The following is a 17,075-nucleotide window of genomic DNA, read 5'->3' as shown; positions in this document are numbered from 1 at the left end:
AAGGAATCACCATGTCCCAAGAACTGGTATTGGATGGCCGCCTCGAGTCGGCAAAAAGCACCGCGTGGTGGCTGTACGTCATCCACGCGGTGAGCTTCGTGTTTTCGCTGGGTGCGTTTTCCTTCATTCCGCTGGTGCTCAACTACGTGCAGCGGCCGGGCACCGAGGGCACTTTCGTCCACAGCCACCACACCTGGATGATCCGCTCCTTCTGGTGGTACGTCGTGTGGATCGTGGTCGGCGCGGCGCTGTTCGTGACCATCATCGGCATTCCGCTGGCTTGGGTGGTGTGGGTAGGCGCCTGGCTGTGGAAGGCCTACCGCCTGATCAGCGGCATCGTTCGGCTGAACCGCAACGAGGCTGCCGCCGTCTAGTCCCTTAGTCCTTCAGCAGGCGCAGCGCCTGCCGCAGGCCGTCCACGATCACCTCGTAGGCCTGCCGGCGGCTGGCCTCGTCCGGCGCGCGCAGGACGTAGGATGGATGGTAGACCGCGATCACCCAGCGCCCTTCATGCTGGAACGGCGCGTCCATCACGGACTTCATCGTCGCGCTGCCGTCTTGCAGCACCGACTTCAGCGCGGTGCCGCCCAGCGCGACGATCACCTCCGGCCTTACGCGCTCCAGCTCCTCTTCCAGCCACAGATGGCAGGCGCTGATTTCCTTTTGCGCCGGCGTCTTGTGCAGGCGCCGCTTGCCGCGCAGCTCCCACTTGAAATGCTTGACGGCGTTGGTCAGGTAGATGCTGCCGCGGTCCAGGCCCGCTTCGTCCATCGCCTGGTCCAGCAGCGCGCCGGCGGGTCCGACAAACGGCAGGCCCTGCAGATCTTCCTGGTCGCCCGGCTGTTCGCCCACCAGCATGATGCGCGCCTTTTTCGGCCCGACGCCGGGCACGGCCTGCGTGGCGTTCTGCCACAGGTCGCAGCGGCGGCACTGGTCCAGCGAACTGGGATGCTCGCGCTGCGGCTGGGCGCGTTCGGCGCTGATCGGTATCGTGGTGGCGCCGGCACGGCGCCCTACCGTTTCGGTCTGGCCGGTGCGGCGCTCGCCGTTGGCGGCGGCGCTGATCATCTGCGGCACGATGGCGCCTTCCGGCAAGTTCTTCCAGAAGCGCGACGGGATATGGCTGCGCAACAGGTCCGCATTCAGCCGCGCCGGATTGAAGATGCTGCGGTAGTAGGTCAGCCACATCGATTCGCCGGCATCGTCGATGTCCGCCGGGCCGCGCATCACAGCCGGGCCGGCGTGCAGGTTGGCGCCGTCCCACATCATCGTTGCCGACGGCGTGGCGATCATCCAGGTGATGCCGCCCATGCGGCGCGCGAAATGACCTGCCACCTGCGGCAACACTTCATGCGTCGGCTCGAACCACGCCACAAAGCGCGGCGCGCCGTCAGCCTCGGAGCGTTCGCGAAAACGGACATAGGCGTGCATATCATGCTCCTCGCGGTGAACAGCCTTGACCATGGCGTGCAAACGGGCGCCGTCCGGATCTGCCGGCGAGATGACGTCATGCTCGCCCAACTGCCAGCGCCAGACCACCTTGTAGAGAAAGACCCAGCGGTCGCACGCGCTGAAACAGGCTGCGCTGTCCAGCAAGTCCAGCAGCTCACGCGACACGCGCAGCGACGTCGACGTCGCCGTTGACGGCGCGGCGGGCAGGTCGTCGGCAGCGGACGAGAATAAATCGCCGCCGCCAAGCCCGGACGTCCATTCTACGGATTCAGGCGCGACACGGCGCGCAATTAGTTCCCGAACCGCCGCCCGCCACTCGTCGAAGGACTGCACGACCATGCGCATCATGCCGCCTGCAGCTCCGGCCACAGGTTCATCTGCTGCGGCGTGTCGGCCATGGCGCGCCGCAGATGTTCGGACGGACTGGCGTCGCGGGCCGGAAAATAGTCGGCCGTGATGATGAACGGCGAGATCTTCTTCATGCTGCAGCGCAGCCGCGACAGATCGGCATAGCGCACCTTCCGCAGCCGGCGCAGGTCGACGATGCGCTGCGCGTTGCGCAAGCCGATGCCGGGCACGCGCGCGATCATGTGCGGCTCGGCGCAGTTCAGGTCCAGCGGAAAATGCTCGCGATGCGCCAGCGCCCAGGCCAGCTTGGGGTCGATATCCAGCGCCAGGTTGCCGCCGCTGGCCGGCAGCAGCTCATTGGCTTGGAAGCCGTAGCTGCGCAGCAGGAAGTCGGCCTGGTACAGCCGGTGCTCGCGCAGCATCGGCGGCGGCGCCAGCGGCACGCTCTTCGGGCTTTGCGGAATCGGGCTGAACGCCGAGTAGTACACGCGTTTGAGCTTGTAGCTGCCGTACAGCGTTTCGGCGGTCGACAGGATCTGCTGGTCGTCGCTGGCGTCGGCGCCGACGATCATCTGCGTGCTTTGCCCGGCCGGCGCGAAGCGCGGCGACTTCGGCTCCTCGGCCTTTTCGTCCAGCTTGCGGCGGATCGAGCCCATCGCCAGCTTGATGGTGTGGACGCTTTTTTCCGGCGCCAGCCTCTGCACGCTGTCCTGCGTCGGCAGCTCGATGTTCACGCTGAGGCGGTCGGCATAGCGGCCGGCGGCGGCGATCAGCGCCGGATCGGCGTCCGGTATCGTCTTCAGATGGATATAGCCGCGGAACTGGTGCACCTCGCGCAACTCGCGCGCCACCTGCACCAGCTGCTCCATCGTGTAGTCGGCCGAGCGGATGATGCCGGAACTGAGGAACAGCCCGTCGATGTAATTGCGGAGATAGAAATCGGTGGTCAGCTTGACCACCTCCGCGACCGTGAAACGCGCGCGCGGCACGTTGGACGTGCGGCGGTTGACGCAGTACTGGCAATCGTACAGGCAGTAATTGGTCAGCAGGACCTTCAGCAGCGAGACGCAGCGCCCGTCCGGCGTGTAGCTGTGGCAGATACCCATGCCGGTGGTGGCGCCGAAGCCATCCTTGCCGATGGAGTTGCGCTTCGGCGCCGCGCTGCTGGCGCACGAGGCGTCGTACTTTGCCGCATCGGCGAGAATTTCCAGCTTGTCCGTCAATTCCATCATCGCCCCGATATACTGTGTTTATATACAGTATATCAGAACGATTTAAGGAAGTACCGCTTTCAGTGCATCGACCAGTTTCGCGCACTCCTCGTCGGTGCCGATGGAGATGCGCAGGAACTGATCGATGCGCGCCTGCTTGAAGTGCCGCACCAGGATGGCCCGCTCGCGCAGGCTTGCCGCCAGCTGGGCACCGTCGTGCCGCGGGTGGCGGGCGAAGATGAAGTTGGCGTGCGACGGCAGCACTTCGAAGCCCAGCACCTGCATCTGCGCCGTCAGCCATGCGCGCGTGGCGATGATCGCTTGCGAGGTCTGCTCCATGTGGGCCACGTCGTCCAGCGCGGCCACCGCGCCGGCTTGCGCGACCTGCCCCAGCGGATAGCAATTGAAGCTGTTCTTCACGCGCTCCAGGCCGGCGATCAGGTCAGGATGGCCGACGGCGAAGCCGACCCGCAGGCCGGCCAGCGAACGCGATTTGGACAGCGTCTGGATCACCAGCAGGTTGTCGTAGCGGCCGAGCAGCGGGATCGCGCTTTGCGCGCCGAAGTCCACATACGCCTCGTCGACCACCACCACCTGGTCCGGATGCGCGGCCAGCAGCGCCTCGATCCGCTCCAGCGGCAGCGCGATGCCGGTCGGCGCGTTGGGGTTGGCGATGATGATGGCGCCGCAAGGCTGCTGGTAGTCCGCCACGTCGATCTCGAAGCGTTCGTTCAGCGGCACCTGCACCGCATCGATGCCATACAGGCTGCAGTAGGTCGGATAAAAACTGTAGCTGATGTCCGGGCAAAGCAGCGGCAACTCGTGCTTGAGCAGCGCGTGGAAGGTGTGCGCCAGCACTTCGTCCGAGCTGTTGCCGACGAAGACCTGCCCGCTCGTCAGCCCGAAGCGGCGGGCGACGGCATCCTTGACCGCCGCGTTGCCGGGATCGGAGTACTTGCGCAGCTGGTCGCCGACGGCGGCCTGCATCGCGGCGATGGCCTTGGGCGACGGGCCGTACGGGTTCTCGTTGGTGTTCAGCTTGACCAGGCCGGGCATCTGCACCTGCTCGCCCGGCGTGTACGGCGTCAGGCCGTGGACGACGTTGCTCCAGAAGCGGCTCATTGCATTTCTCCCAGCGCGCGCTCGATGTCGGCGATCAGGTCGTTGACGTCTTCCAGGCCGACGTTGAAGCGCACCAGGACACCCTTATCCGGCCAGTCCTTGCGCATGTTCTGAATACGGTAAGGCATGACCAGGCTGTTGGCGCCGCCCCAGCTGTAGCCGATCTTGAAGAACTTGAGCGAGTCGACAAAGCGGTCGGTCTGCGCCTCGGTGAAGCGTTCGTCGAACAGCACGGAGAACAGGCCGCCGGCGCCGCTGAAGTCGCGCTTCCAGATTTCGTGGCCGGGACAATCAGTGAAGGCCGGGTGCAGCACCTTGGTGATTTCCGGCCGCGCCTGCAGCCACGCCGCCAGCTTGCGCGCCGCCGCGTCGTGCGCGTCGAAGCGCATGCGCATCGTCGGCAGGCCGCGCGAGACGAGATAGGCATCGTCCGCGCCCACGCCCATGCCGAGGCGCATATGCGACAGGCTGATGCGGTCGTGCAGCGCCTGGTCGCGCGTGATGACGGCGCCCATCAGCACATCCGAGCCGCCGGACTGGTACTTGGTCAGCGCCTGCATGATGATGTCGACGCCAAGGTCGAAGCCGCGCAGCGCCAGGCCGGCCGACCAGGTATTGTCCAGCGCGACGACCACGCCGCGCTCGTGCGCCGCCTTGCAGATGGCCGGCAGGTCCGGCACTTCCATCGACACCGAACCGGGCGCCTCGGTCCAGATCAGTTTGGTGTTCGGCTGGATCAGCGCGGCGATGCCCTCGCCGATCAGCGGATCGTAGTAGCGCGCGGTGATGCCGTAGTCGGCCGTCAACCAGCGGCCCAGCTCGCGGTTGGGGTTGTAGACGTTATCGGGCAGCAGCACGTCGTCCCCGGTTTTCAGCATCGCGAAATCGATCATCGCGATGGCGGCCAGGCCGCTCGGCGCCAGCAGGCAGTATTTGCCGTCCTCGATCTCTGCCAGGCGCGCTTCCAGCGTGAAGGTGGTCGGCGTGCCGTGCAGGCCGTAGGTATAGGCGTTTTTCTCTTTCCAGTCGCCCGAGCGCATGGCGGCGACGTTCTTGAACAGCACCGTCGAGGCGTGGTGGATCGCGCTGGGGAATGCGGCAAAGCCTTCCGGCGCCTGGTAGTCGGTGTGAACGAGTGCGGTCTGCGGGGATTTTTTGATGGTCATGGTAATTTCAGGCGAAAAAAAAGGCGGACATGCCGTCCGCCTTCATTTTACAGTGCATCGCCCTACAGCGCCTCGCCCCACAGGTCGTGGGCGTCGGACGTGGTGATTTTCACGTCGACGAACTGGCCGACCGCCAGCTTCTTGTGCGGCTCGTATGGCGGCTTGACATACACCACGCCGTCGATTTCCGGCGCGTCCGCGCTGGAGCGGCCGACACCGCCGCTGCGGTTGACTTCATCGATCAGCACGCGCACGGTCTTGCCGACCTTGGCTTTCAGGCGTGCCTTGGAGATCTCTTCCTGCAGCAGCATCACGCGGCCGCGGCGCTCTTCGCGCACTTCTTCCGGCACCGGATTGGCCAGCTCGTTGGCGGTGGCGCCTTCGACCGGCGAATAGGCGAAGCAGCCCAGGCGGTCGATCTGCGCTTCCTTCAGGAAGTCCAGCAGGTATTCGAATTCGGCCTCGGTCTCGCCCGGGAAGCCGGCGATGAAGGTCGAACGGATGGTCAGGTCCGGATTCATGGCGCGCCAGGCCAGGATGCGGTCCAGGTTTTTCTCGCCGCTGGCGGGACGCTTCATGCGCTTCAGCACATCGGGATGCGCGTGCTGCATCGGGATGTCCAGGTAAGGCAGGATGTGCTCGCCCATCATCGGAATGACCTGGTCGACGTGCGGGTATGGATACACGTAGTGCATGCGCACCCAGGCGCCGTAGGACTTGGCCAGCTCGCCCAGCGCTTCCATCAGTTGCGTCATGTGGGTCTTGATCGGACGGCCGTTCCAGAAACCGGTGCGGAACTTGACGTCGACGCCGTAGGCCGAGGTGTCCTGCGAGATCACCAGCAGTTCCTTGACGCCGGACTTGAACAGGTTTTCCGCTTCCAGCATCAGGTCCGCGATCGGGCGCGAGACCAGGTCGCCGCGCATCGACGGGATGATGCAGAACGAGCAGCGGTGGTTGCAGCCTTCGGAGATCTTCAGGTAGGCATAGTGCTTGGGCGTGAGCTTGACGCCCTGCGCCGGTATCAGGTCGAGGAAAGGCTCGTGCGGTTTCGGCAGGTGCAGGTGGACCGAGTCCATCACCTCGGCCAGCGCGTGCGGGCCGGTCACGGCCAGCACCTTCGGGTGCACCTTCATGATGATGTCGTCGCCGGCGGCGTCTTTTTTCGCGCCCAGGCAGCCGGTGACGATCACGCGGCCGTTTTCGGCCAGCGCTTCGCCGATGGCGTCCAGCGATTCCTGCACGGCGGCGTCGATGAAGCCGCAGGTGTTGACGATGACCAGGTCGGCGCCGTCGTAGGACTTGGCGGTCTCGTAACCTTCAGCGCGCAGCTGGGTCAGGATCTGTTCGGAGTCGACCAGCGCTTTGGGGCAGCCGAGCGAGACGAAGCCCACTTTGGGTGCTGGCGCACCGGCGGCTGGCTTGGGGAGACGAGTGAGTGGTTGCGATTGCATGATAGGTTGCTTTAGGTTGCTAAATGCGCCATGAAAATTGCGGGCAATCGAGCATTATACCCCATTGGCCATAGGGAGATCATGATAGGATAGCGTTTGACCCGGCGGCCCGCCTCGAGAGGCCGCATCATTCAATTCAGGAGAGTTTGTGGCAACGCTGAAAGACGTCGCAGTGCTCGCCGGTGTAGGCATGTCGACAGCATCGCGCGCCATTTCCGGCGCCGGTCCGGTATCCCCCGAGTCGATGAAAAAAGTCCAGGCGGCGATAGAACAGCTCAACTTCCGTCCCTCCTCCATCGGCCGCTCGCTGTCCGCGCAGTCGCTGGGGATGATCGGGATTTTTGCGCCCTCGTTCTTCGGCGCCTACTACGGCACCATCCTCAAGCAGACCGACATCGAGTTGCGCGCCATGCGCCGGCACGTGGTCGTGGCCACCGGCTGCGGCGACGGCACGCCGCGCGACGAGGCCATCGAGGCGGTCAAGTTCCTGATCGGCCGCGATTGCGACGGCATCGTCGTTCTGGGCCACGATCTATACGACGAGGACCTGATCTCGCTGCAGAAGATGCATCCGAAGATGGCCTTCCTCAACCGCCGCAGCCCGGAGCTGCCGGAAGCGTCGTTCTGTCCCGACCACTACCACGGCGGCGAACTGGCGGCGCAAACCTTGCTGGAAGCGGGCCACCGCGAGCTGGCGGTGATCTCCGGCCCGTCCGGCACGTCGGACAACAAGCAGCGGCTGGACGGTTTTTTCGACGAGCTGGCGCGCAACGGCATCGCCCGCGACAGCGTGCCGCTGATCGCCTCGGACTTCTCGCGCGAAGGCGGCTTCGGCGCCACGCAGCAGTTGATCACCGAAGGCCGCAGGTTCACCGGCCTGTTTTGCGCGAACGACGAGATGGCGGTCGGCGCCCTGTCCTGCTTCCACCGCGCCGGCATCAGCGTGCCAAACGACGTCTCCATCGTCGGCTATGACGACGACTACTCGGCCGAGTTCTCGTCGCCGGGGCTGACGTCGGTGCATATCCCGATGCAGCAGCTGACGCAGAACGCCGTGCGCTGGCTGCTCAACCTGTGCTACGGCACCCAGCACGAAATCGCCCGCGACTTCCCCGTCACGGTGAGCAAGCGCGGCTCGGTCGCCCGCCGATAACCCGTAATCCGTAATCCGGGGTCAGGTCTGACATTCGGACACGGCCTCTGCCGTAGCGGACGTTACGGCAGAGGCCGTGTCCGAATGTCAGACCTGACCCCGGATTACGGATTAAAAAAGGGCCGGCATCGCTGCCGGCCCAAAGACCACTTACTCCCTGGTTCTATCAGAACTTCATCGACACGCGTCCGCCGAAGGTGCGCGGGTTGTTGTAGTACGCGGCCCAGATCTGCTGCGTCGGCTGGCATGGCGCGCCGACCTGGGTGCAGACCTCGATCGCGTCGTACTTCACCGCCTTGTCGGTCGCGTTGTTGACGAACAGTTCCGCCGTGTAGGCCTTGTTCAGCGGCTCGTAGCGCACGCTCAGGTCCAGCGTGGTGTAGGCCTTCTGCTGCTTGACGCCCGGATGGCCCGGCACGTCGGTGTTGAACGCGCCCGAACCGACGAACGATTCCGACTCGTAGTGCGCCGAGGCGCGCGGCGTGATGCGGCCCTTGCCGGTGTCGAAGTCATGCTCGTACATCAGCGTGGCGGCGAAGGTCGGCGCGTGCTTCAACACGGCGCCGCCGACATTGACTGCGGGCGCGGTGGTGCCGCAGGACTGGTTGTTTGCGCGCGCCGCATCGACGTCGCAGGACAGGAAGTCGTCATACCGCGCCTTCAGCCAGGTGGCGTTGCCGCTGAAGCGGTCGATGCTGGTCGGACGATAGATCCACTCGGCCTCGACTCCCTTCACCGAGGCGCCGGCCGCGTTGAAGTTCTGCAGCGTGTTGTTCACCACTTGCGATTCCAGCTTGTCCTTGTACTTCATCCAGAACGCGTCCAGGTTCAGCGACAGCTGGCGGTTGAGCAGGTCCGACTTGAAGCCCACTTCATAGCTGGTCAGGCGCTCCGGCTTGGTGGTCGCGCCGCCGTCGCCGATGGCCGGCGAGTGGAATCCGGTGGTCACCGAGGCGAAGGTCAGGATGTCCTTGGCCGGCTTGTATTCCACGCGGCCCAGCCACGTCGACTGGCCGTATTGCAGGTCTGCCGTGTTGTCGCCGTACGTATTGCCGCAGGTCTGCTGGTTCACCACGCCGCCGGGGCCGATGTTGTGGGTGTTGATGGTGCCCACGCCCGGCGTGACCAGTTGCGCGATCTGGTTGGGCGTCAGCGTGACGGTGCCGCGCGGCGCGTTGTCCGGCCAGTTCGGGCAGGCCCAGTTCTGGCCGCCGACGTCGAACTTGTGGTCCTTGGTGTAGCGCGCGCCGCCGGTGACCTTCCACAGCGGATCGATGTCATAGCTGGACTGCGCGAACACGGCTTTCGAGTGCAGCTCGCGGTCGCCCTGGATGAAGGACATCGCCGATGCATATTGGCCGACGGTCGGCTGCACGAAGATCACGCTGCCGTTGGCGATATCCTGGTCCAGCATGGCCTGCGAGATCTGGCTGCGGTCGATGTCGAAGCGGATCTTGTTCTTCTCGCGGAAGAAGAACAGGCCGCCCACCCATTGCAGCGGCGCTTCGGTATCCGAGCGCACCTGCAGTTCGTTGGAGACGCTGTCGAACTGGCTCCATTCGGTGCGGTTCTCGGCCTTGAAACCAGGGTAGAAACCGGCGTCCGCATCGCTGCCGTTGGTGCGCTTCAAGCGGCTCCACGCGGCCAGGTACTGGGTCTCGATGCCTTCCACCGGACGCCATTGCACCTTGGTCTTGGCGGTGATGATGGACTGGTCCAGCGTACCCGGCGTGTCGATCAGCGCCGAGCGCAGGTCCTGGCCCGGCTTCGGCTCGGCGGCCAGGTAGATGTTGCCGGCGCCGGTGTCGCTGTAGTAGTCGGCGATGAAAGTGGCCTTCAGGTCGGGCGTGAACTTCCACAGCAGCGAGGCGCGCGCGCCCTGCTGGTCGCCTGCGCCGTACTTCTTCGTCCCCGGCTGCACGTTCGAGCCCTTGCGGAAGTCGACGTAGCCGTCGTGCTGGTCCTTGATGGCGGCGATGCGCAGCGCGATGTCGTCGCTCAGCGGGATGTTCATCATCGCCTGCGTCTGGATGTGATGGTAGTCGCCCAGCGTGACGCTGGCCGAACCGAAGGTCTTGGCGGTGCTCGGCGCGCCGGACACCAGGTTGACCGCGCCGGCGGTGGAGTTGCGGCCGTTCAGCGTGCCCTGCGGACCGCGCGCGACTTCGACGTGGTTCAGGTCATACATCAGCGCCGTCGCGCCCTGCGGACGCGGCACATAGATGCCGTCGACGTAGAACGCCACCGCCGGATCGCCCAGCTCCGTGTGATTGGCCGAGCCTACGCCGCGCATGTAGACGTGCACGCCGCCCGAGTCGCTGTGCGGTTCCACCACCAGGCTGGGCACCATGGCGGTCATCGTCGCCAGATCCTTGACCTGGTTGTTGGCCAGCGTGTCCTGCGTGTAGGCGGTGATCGCCAGCGGCGTGTCCTGCACCAGCGTGTCGCGGCGGGTGGCCGTGACGATGATCTTTTCCACGTCGCCGCCTGCTGCCTGCTGCGCGTATGCCGCACCGGCGGTCAGCGCAATCTGCGCAATGCTCAGGGCTAAAATCGTTTTCTTCATTTGTCTGTCCTCGCTTCGTCCATCGTTCAAGTTGGCGTGCATGCCCGCTCTGAGTGGCTTGCTATACACAAGTGGAACCGGTTCCACCGCAGGATGCACCGATCCAGCGGGCAGCCATGCGGCGGCGCCCGGTTTTTACAGCACTGCTAGCTATGAATCAGAGCCGCTGTTCGCTGGCCCCATCAAACAGGGAGATACGTTTGGTGCGCACCGAGAAGCTGATGTCCTTCTCGGTTTCGATAGTCTGCTGGTCCTGCACGATGCCCGCGACCTGGGTACCGTGGAAGTCCAGCCACAACACGCGATGCGCGCCCATCGCCTCGACCAGCGAGACCGATGCGCACAACACGCTGTCGACGCCGTCGCAATTGCCGACGTCGATGTCCTCGGGCCGCACGCCCAGCACGCATTCGTGCCTGCCGGACGGCTGCTGCTTGAACGGGTAGTCCGTCACGTCGACGGCCATGTGCTCGTTGCTGAACATGGTGCGGCCATCCTTCTGCTCCAGCCAGCCCTTGAACAGGTTCATGCCCGGCGAACCGAGAAAGGTGGCGACGAACAGGTTGGCCGGTTCGTTGTAGATATTGGCCGGCGTGTCGAACTGCTGCACCACCCCGCCCTTCATCACGGCCATGCGCTGCGCCAGCGTCATCGCCTCGACCTGGTCGTGGGTCACGTAGATCATGGTCGCGCCGAGCTGCTTGTGCAACTGCTTCAACTCGCGCCGCAGTTCGGTGCGCAGCTTGGCGTCGAGGTTGGACAGCGGTTCGTCGAACAGCATCACGTCCGCCTCGCGCACAATGGCGCGGCCGATCGCTACGCGCTGGCGCTGACCACCGGACAGGTTGGCCGGCTTGCGCTTCAACAGCGGGCCAAGTTGCAGCATGTCGGAAGCGCGCGAGACGCGGCGCGCGATCTCCGCTTTCGGCGTGCCGTTGATGCGCAGGCCGAAGGACATATTCGCTTCCACGTTCATGGTCGGATACAGCGCGTACGACTGGAACACCAGCGCGATGCCGCGGTCCTTCGGATCGGCCCAGGTCATGTCCTTGCCGCCGATTTCAATCTGGCCTGAGGTGGTGTCGATCAGGCCGGCGATGGAATGCAGCAGCGTGGACTTGCCGCAGCCCGATGGCCCCAGCAACACCACGAACTCCCCTGCCTTCACGTCAAGGTTCAGGGACTCGATGACCTTGTTGCCGCCCAACTGGATCTGCAGATTACGAATAGCTACGTTAGACATGGATTAACCCTTCACAGCGCCAGAGGCGATACCGCGCACGAACCAGCGGCCGGAGATGAAATAGAGAGCCAGCGGCACGACCGACGTCAGGATGGTCGCTGCCATGTTGACGTTGTACAGGCGCTCGCCGGTGGTGGTGTTGATGATGTTGTTCAGCTGGACCGTCATCGGCAGGTGCTCGGAGCCGGCAAACACCAGGCCAAGCAGGAAGTCGTTCCAGATGCCGGTGACCTGCATGATGACGGCGACCACGATGACCGGCGTCGACATCGGCAGCATCAGCTGCAAGAAGATGCGCCAGAAGCCGCCGCCGTCGATGCGCGCGGCCTTGAACAACTCCATCGGCAGCGCCGCGTAGTAGTTGCGGAACAGCAGCGTCATCACCGGCATGCCGAAGATGGTGTGGATCAGCACTATGCCCGGCAAGGAACTGAACAGGTTGACGGCGGCCAGCACACGCACCAGCGGATAGACCATCACCTGCACCGGAATGAAGGCGCCCATCATCAGGATGGCGAACAACAGGCCGGCGCCGCGCGGACGCCAGAACGACAGCGCATAGCCGTTCACCGCGCCGATGGCGATCGACAGGATGGTGCTCGGCACGACGATGGCCACCGAGTTCCAGAAGCCGCCGCGGATACCGTTGCATTCCAGGCCCGTGCAGGCCGATTGCCAGGCCTGCAGCCACGGCTCCAGCGTCGCATGCACCGGCAGCGCGAACAGCGTGCCGAGGCGGATCTCTTCCATCGGCTTGACCGACGTCACCAGCATCACGTACAGCGGCAGCAGGAAGAACAGCGCGGCCACGATCAGGAAACCGTAGACGCCGATGCGGGCCGGCGTCCATGCCAGCTTGCGGCGCGGCTTGATGGCCGGCGGCGCTGGATTGATATTGCTGTCGTTCGCTGCGCGGGCTTGCGCAGCGCTTGCTGCCTTTTCCATTGCGGCCTTGTCGAGTTTGACGACTTGTCCCATCACGCCCCCTTCGCCGCGCGGCGGTTGCGCACAAAGTACAGCGGCGCGACGATGGCGAGCACGGTGGTCAGCAGTACGATCGACGCGGCCGATGCCAGGCCGATATTGGCGCGGCCGAACAGGTAATCCATGATGAACTTGGCCGGCACTTCGCTGGCCGTTCCGGGCCCGCCCTGCGTCATCGCGACGACGGAGTCGAACACCTTGACCACCATCACGAACAGTAGCACGAACGCGGTCGACACCGACGCGCCCAGCATCGGCAGCACGATGCTGACGTAGACGCGCCAGCGCGGAATGCCGTCGATGCGGGCGGCCTTCCACAATTCCTCGTCCACGCCGCGCAGGCCGGACAGCATCAGCGCCATCACCAGGCCGGAAGCCTGCCACACGGTGGCGATGACGATGGTGTAGATCGCCATGTCCTGGTCGACGATCCAGTCGAACTTGGCGTCGGCGAAGCCCAGCTTGTGCAGCACTTCCTGGATGCCCAGTTCGGGATTGAGTATCCACTGCCAGATCAGGCCCGTCGCCACGAACGACATCGCGTACGGATACAGGAAGATAGTGCGCAGCGCGCCTTCGGCCATCACCTTTTGGTCGATGAACACGGCCAGCAGGAAGCCGATGACCAGGCACGCGGTGATGAACAACACGCCGTAGACCACCACATTCTGCAGCGAGAGCAGCCAGCGCTCGTTGTTAAACAGGCGGATGTACTGCGAGGCGCCGACAAAATCGCTGGCCGGGAAGGTACGCGAGCTGCTGACCGATACGCGGGCCGTCCACAGCATCGTGCCGAGGTAGGCCAGCAGCACCGTCAACGCCATCGGTATCATGGCGATGTAGGCCGCGAAGGAAACGCTTTGACGCTTCTTGGCCATGGCTTATTGATCCTTCAGCGCTCGGGCAAAGGCTTTTTGCGCGTCGTCCGGCGACTGGTTCTTGTTCCAGTAGCTGGTCAGCACGTCCTGCAGCGCGCCCGTGGTATCCGGCGTTGCGAGCATTTCGGTGTTCGGCAGCTGGCGCGATTTGTCCTTCATGATGGCCAGTCCCTGGCGCGCGCAGATGTCGAGCTGCGATTCATCGACGTCGCTACGGATAGGGATGGACCCCTTGCGGATATTGAAGGCCACCTGCGCGGCCGGCGAAGTGACCGTGGTCGCCAGCAGCTTCTGCGCCTTGATGGCGTTGGCGTCCGTGGTTTTCGGGAAGACGAAGGCGTCGCCGGCGACGATGTACGGCGCCTTGGGGCCGAAGCCGGGGAAGCAGCCGTACTCCTTGCCCGCAGTCTGTTTGGCGGCGGCGAATTCGCCCTTGGCCCAGTCGCCCATGATCTGCACGCCGGCCTTGCCGCTGACGACCATCGCCGTCGCGTCGTTCCAGTTGCGGCCCGGCGAGCCGGCATCGACGAAGGCCTTCAGCTTCTTGAAGTCGACCAGCACCTGCTTGAAGGCCGGCGACATCACGGCTTTCTGGTCGCGGTCGCGGTAGACCTTCAGATACAGGTCGGCGCCGCCGACCATGGCGAAGATGGCGTCGAAGGTGATCTTCTCCTGCCACACCTGGCCGCCGAAGGCCAGCGGCACCACGCCGGCTGCTTTCAGCTTGGCCAGCTGCGCCAGGAACTCGTCCCAGGTCTGCGGTTCATTGGCGATGCCGGCCTTTTTGTAGGCGGCCTTCGAGTAGAAGAACCACGCCGGCATGTGGATGTCCACCGGAGCTGCGTAGAAGTGGCCGTTGATCTTGATCGACTGGATGATGGCCGGCGGCAGGATCTGGTCCCACTTGCCGGCTGAGGCCACGTCGTCGATGTTATTGAGCAGGCCCTGTTCGACGAAGTCGCGGAACTGCTTGGATGTGTTGAACTGCGCGGCCGTCGGCGCGTTGCCGCCGACGATGCGGTTGATGGTTGTGGCGCGCGACTGGTCGGCGCCGGCGATGGCGTTGTCGATCCACTGGCCGCCGGCCTTGTTGTATGCATCCGCAAACTGCTTGACCGCCTGCGATTCGCCGCCCGACGTCCACCAATGGATAACGGTCGCTTTCAACGGTGTTTGGGCTTGCGCTGCGCTGCATGCCGCCAGGGTGAGCGCGACCGCGCTCCCCATTTTTGAGGCCTTGAACATTCTGTCTCCCTGTGGGCGTCGAGCGCCCATTTTATTCGGATAACTTTGCTGGATGTTTAACTTTTTGCGGATCTCTCGGCCAAAAATTGGGTTACCAGTTTTGCGCTGCGTTTCAGCGTGCGCTTTTGCGTTGCATAGTCGACATGGATAATACCGAAACGGCGCTCATAACCGAAGGCCCATTCGAAATTGTCCATCAACGACCAGATAAAGTAGCCCCGTATGTCCACACCGGCCTTGACTGCTTGATCCACCGCCGCCAGGTGGCGGTTCAGGAACGAGATGCGCTGGCGGTCGTCGACTTCGCCGTCCACCACTTCGTCGTCGGTGGCCATGCCGTTTTCGGTGATGTAGATCGGCGGCAGATTCGGATAGTCGCGGTGGAAGCCGACCAGCAGGTGGCGCAGGCCGTCCGGGTACACTTCCCAGCCCATTTGCGTGCGCTCCACGCCTTCCAGGTCCACTTCGATGTAGCCGTTCTTGCCGTCGCTGACGACGTTGGTGCGGAAGTAGTAATTAATGCCCAGGAAGTCCAGCGGCGTGCCGATGATGTCCATGTCGCCGTCGAGGGCCATCGGTTCGGCGCCCGGCCACAGTTCCCACAGCGCCGACGGATAGGACTTCTTCAGCAGCGGATCGAGGATCCAGTTATTGTGCTGCAGTTCAAACAGCCAGGCGGCACGCTGGCCGGCGGCGCTGCTGTCGGTGCTGGTGCCGCGCCCCACGTTGGCGACGATGCCCACTTGCGCCGCCGGATCGTTGGTGCGCAGATGCTTGACGGCCAGGCCGTGGCCCAGCAGCAGGTGGTGCATGGCCTGCGTGGCGAACACCACGTCCTGCTTGCCCGGCGCGTGGTGGCCGGTGCCGTAGCCGTGCATGGCCGAGCACCATGGCTCGTTCAAGGTGGCCCAGGCGTCGACCAGGCCGGCCAGCTCACGGCTGATCATGTCGGCGTATTCCGCGAAGCGGTAGGCGGTGTCGCGGTTGACCCAACCGCCCTTGTCTTCCAGGTGCTGCGGCAGGTCCCAGTGGTACAGCGTGACGTAGGTCTTCAAGCCCTTGGCGCGCAGCGCTGTCAGCAGCTTGCGGTAGAACGCGATGCCATTCTGGTTCGGCTGGCCGTCCTGCGTCATCACGCGCGGCCAGGAAATCGACAGGCGGTAGGCGCCGACGTTCAGGGCCGCCAGCAGCTCGACGTCGTCTTGCCAGCGGTGATAGTGGTCGCAGGCGACGGCGCCGGTGTCGCCGGCCAGTGTCTTGCCCGGCGTGGCCGAGAAAGTGTCCCAGATCGATGGTATGCGGCCATCTTCGGCAACTGCGCCCTCAATCTGATAAGCCGCGGTGGCGGCGCCCAGCAGGAAATCCTTACTCCACAACACCGAGTCGGCCGGTGGGGAAAACGTCTCTTCCAGTGAAACTGATGCATCGACAACCACGGAAACTCCTTCGTTCAGACCGCATTTTGAAATTGTGTGGAAGCGCTTCCACAACTGTTGTCGATAGTACTACTGAAGAAATTCGGGTGTCAACGTAAATTGCGGATTTTTGTAATTTGGCTACAAACAAATCCGGGGTCAGATCTAAAAATTGGACACGGGCTCTGCCGTAATGACCATTACGGCAGAGCCCGTGTCCAATTTTTAGATCTGACCCCGGGTTTAAAGCGTAGGGAAATTACTTTTTGTCGGTCGGTGCTGGTGGCACGCCGGGAACGAACGGGAAGGTACCGAAGATGTTCTTGCTCTGGCTTTGCATCTGTTCCTGCATCTGCACGAACAGGCTCTTGCTCTGGTCGATGTAGTTATTCATCATGCCCTGCATCATCGGGCCCTGGACGTTCATGAACTGGGTCCACATTTCCGGGCTGAATGGCTTGCCTTCCATGCCGCCCACCGCGCTGCCGGTGAACTTGCGCTGGATGTCGGTGAACGCCTGCACGTTCTTTTCCAGGTAGGAGCCCATCATGCCCTGCATGGCGTGGCCGTAGAAACGGATGATCTGCGCCAGCACGTCGCTGGAGAACATCGGCGCCCCGCTCGCCTCTTCCTCCAGGATGATCTGGAGCAGGATGCTGCGGCTCAGGTCTTCATTGGTCTTGGCGTCGACCACGGTGAATTCTTCGTTGTCCAGCACCAGCTGCTTGACGTCCGTCAGCGTGATGTAGGAACTGGTCTGCGTGTCGTACAGACGGCGGTTCGGGTATTTTTTAATCAGGCGGTCAGCATTTTTTTTCGCACTACTCATCACAAGTCC

At 63.8% G+C, this 17,075-nt stretch carries 14 protein-coding genes; 2 read left to right on the top strand and 12 right to left on the bottom strand.

All coding sequences use genetic code 11. The features are described from left to right. The first annotated feature begins 11 nt into the window (after positions 1-11). On the top strand, positions 12-374 hold the full coding sequence (locus tag ABWW33_RS01230; RefSeq protein WP_176650389.1) for a DUF4870 family protein: 363 nt from the start codon (positions 12-14) through the stop codon (positions 372-374). A gap of 4 nt (positions 375-378) precedes the next feature. On the opposite strand, the gene ABWW33_RS01225 is transcribed toward ABWW33_RS01230, so the two are convergent. The 5 genes from ABWW33_RS01225 to rimO all read right to left on the bottom strand — a co-directional run bounded on the left by ABWW33_RS01225 (position 379) and on the right by rimO (position 6,753). Then, entirely contained in the window at positions 379-1,800 is a 1,422-nt protein-coding gene (locus tag ABWW33_RS01225) for a UdgX family uracil-DNA binding protein (protein WP_444550974.1), read from the bottom strand. After that, complete coding sequence (locus ABWW33_RS01220; protein ID WP_353399198.1) at positions 1,797-3,029, bottom strand: putative DNA modification/repair radical SAM protein; 1,233 nt, start codon at positions 3,027-3,029, stop codon at positions 1,797-1,799. Before ABWW33_RS01220 ends, ABWW33_RS01225 begins: the two co-directional genes overlap by 4 nt. A gap of 45 nt (positions 3,030-3,074) precedes the next feature. Continuing rightward, positions 3,075-4,133 carry a histidinol-phosphate transaminase gene (gene hisC, locus ABWW33_RS01215; RefSeq protein WP_353397989.1) on the bottom strand — a complete coding sequence of 353 codons (1,059 nt, stop codon included), beginning with the start codon at positions 4,131-4,133 and terminating at the stop codon, positions 3,075-3,077. Further along, positions 4,130-5,299 (bottom strand): cystathionine beta-lyase, encoded by a 1,170-nt coding sequence (locus tag ABWW33_RS01210; RefSeq protein WP_353397986.1) that lies wholly within the window; start codon positions 5,297-5,299, stop codon positions 4,130-4,132. Before ABWW33_RS01210 ends, hisC begins: the two co-directional genes overlap by 4 nt. Positions 5,300-5,361: 62 nt before the next feature. Continuing rightward, positions 5,362-6,753 (bottom strand): 30S ribosomal protein S12 methylthiotransferase RimO, encoded by a 1,392-nt coding sequence (gene rimO, locus ABWW33_RS01205; protein WP_176650386.1) that lies wholly within the window; start codon positions 6,751-6,753, stop codon positions 5,362-5,364. A gap of 148 nt (positions 6,754-6,901) precedes the next feature. Between rimO and ABWW33_RS01200 the strand changes: the two genes are divergently transcribed. Continuing rightward, entirely contained in the window at positions 6,902-7,906 is a 1,005-nt protein-coding gene (locus ABWW33_RS01200) for a LacI family DNA-binding transcriptional regulator (protein WP_176650385.1), read from the top strand. A 166-nt stretch (positions 7,907-8,072) separates the two neighbouring features. On the opposite strand, the gene ABWW33_RS01195 is transcribed toward ABWW33_RS01200, so the two are convergent. The 7 genes from ABWW33_RS01195 to phaR form a co-directional block, all read right to left on the bottom strand. Beyond that, complete coding sequence (locus tag ABWW33_RS01195) at positions 8,073-10,472, bottom strand: TonB-dependent receptor (protein WP_353397983.1); 2,400 nt, start codon at positions 10,470-10,472, stop codon at positions 8,073-8,075. Positions 10,473-10,629: 157 nt separating this feature from the next. Further along, positions 10,630-11,715: an ABC transporter ATP-binding protein gene (locus tag ABWW33_RS01190; protein WP_353397980.1), complete on the bottom strand. Its 1,086-nt coding sequence runs from the start codon at positions 11,713-11,715 to the stop codon at positions 10,630-10,632. Between the two features lie 3 nt (positions 11,716-11,718). Further along, positions 11,719-12,693, bottom strand: a complete 975-nt coding sequence (locus ABWW33_RS01185) for a carbohydrate ABC transporter permease (RefSeq protein WP_353397977.1) — start codon at positions 12,691-12,693, stop codon at positions 11,719-11,721. After that, positions 12,693-13,577: a carbohydrate ABC transporter permease gene (locus ABWW33_RS01180; protein WP_353397974.1), complete on the bottom strand. Its 885-nt coding sequence runs from the start codon at positions 13,575-13,577 to the stop codon at positions 12,693-12,695. The genes ABWW33_RS01185 and ABWW33_RS01180 overlap by 1 nt, the downstream gene beginning before the upstream one ends. A 3-nt stretch (positions 13,578-13,580) precedes the next feature. Then, the gene (locus tag ABWW33_RS01175) at positions 13,581-14,804 is read right to left on the bottom strand and encodes an ABC transporter substrate-binding protein (protein WP_353399195.1); all 1,224 of its coding nucleotides are present in this window, start codon (positions 14,802-14,804) and stop codon (positions 13,581-13,583) included. A gap of 74 nt (positions 14,805-14,878) precedes the next feature. Continuing rightward, positions 14,879-16,201, bottom strand: coding sequence for a GH1 family beta-glucosidase (locus tag ABWW33_RS01170; RefSeq protein WP_444550978.1), 1,323 nt, complete (start codon positions 16,199-16,201; stop codon positions 14,879-14,881). A gap of 295 nt (positions 16,202-16,496) precedes the next feature. Then, positions 16,497-17,066 carry a polyhydroxyalkanoate synthesis repressor PhaR gene (gene phaR, locus ABWW33_RS01165; RefSeq protein ID WP_176650380.1) on the bottom strand — a complete coding sequence of 190 codons (570 nt, stop codon included), beginning with the start codon at positions 17,064-17,066 and terminating at the stop codon, positions 16,497-16,499. Positions 17,067-17,075 lie beyond the last annotated feature (9 nt).

This window comes from Duganella hordei (genome assembly GCF_040369125.1).
Classification (GTDB): Bacteria; Pseudomonadota; Gammaproteobacteria; order Burkholderiales; family Burkholderiaceae_D; genus Rugamonas; species Rugamonas hordei.
Note: the sequence above shows the minus strand (reverse complement) of the source record. Positions and strands in the feature narration are given on the sequence as shown.

Bases quoted from the DNA above. Each gene is read 5' to 3' on its own strand.
- ABWW33_RS01180 (WP_353397974.1), bottom strand. From the start codon at position 13,577: ATGGCCAAGAAGCGTCAAAGCGTTTCCTTCGCGGCCTACATCGCCATG.
- rimO (WP_176650386.1), bottom strand. From the start codon at position 6,753: ATGCAATCGCAACCACTCACTCGTCTCCCCAAGCCAGCCGCCGGTGCG.
- hisC (WP_353397989.1), bottom strand. From the start codon at position 4,133: ATGAGCCGCTTCTGGAGCAACGTCGTCCACGGCCTGACGCCGTACACG.
- phaR (WP_176650380.1), bottom strand. From the start codon at position 17,066: ATGAGTAGTGCGAAAAAAAATGCTGACCGCCTGATTAAAAAATACCCG.
- ABWW33_RS01210 (WP_353397986.1), bottom strand. From the start codon at position 5,299: ATGACCATCAAAAAATCCCCGCAGACCGCACTCGTTCACACCGACTAC.
- ABWW33_RS01230 (WP_176650389.1), top strand. From the start codon at position 12: ATGTCCCAAGAACTGGTATTGGATGGCCGCCTCGAGTCGGCAAAAAGC.
- ABWW33_RS01220 (WP_353399198.1), bottom strand. From the start codon at position 3,029: ATGGAATTGACGGACAAGCTGGAAATTCTCGCCGATGCGGCAAAGTAC.
- ABWW33_RS01225 (WP_444550974.1), bottom strand. From the start codon at position 1,800: ATGATGCGCATGGTCGTGCAGTCCTTCGACGAGTGGCGGGCGGCGGTT.
- ABWW33_RS01185 (WP_353397977.1), bottom strand. From the start codon at position 12,693: ATGGGACAAGTCGTCAAACTCGACAAGGCCGCAATGGAAAAGGCAGCA.
- ABWW33_RS01195 (WP_353397983.1), bottom strand. From the start codon at position 10,472: ATGAAGAAAACGATTTTAGCCCTGAGCATTGCGCAGATTGCGCTGACC.
- ABWW33_RS01175 (WP_353399195.1), bottom strand. From the start codon at position 14,804: ATGGGGAGCGCGGTCGCGCTCACCCTGGCGGCATGCAGCGCAGCGCAA.
- ABWW33_RS01190 (WP_353397980.1), bottom strand. From the start codon at position 11,715: ATGTCTAACGTAGCTATTCGTAATCTGCAGATCCAGTTGGGCGGCAAC.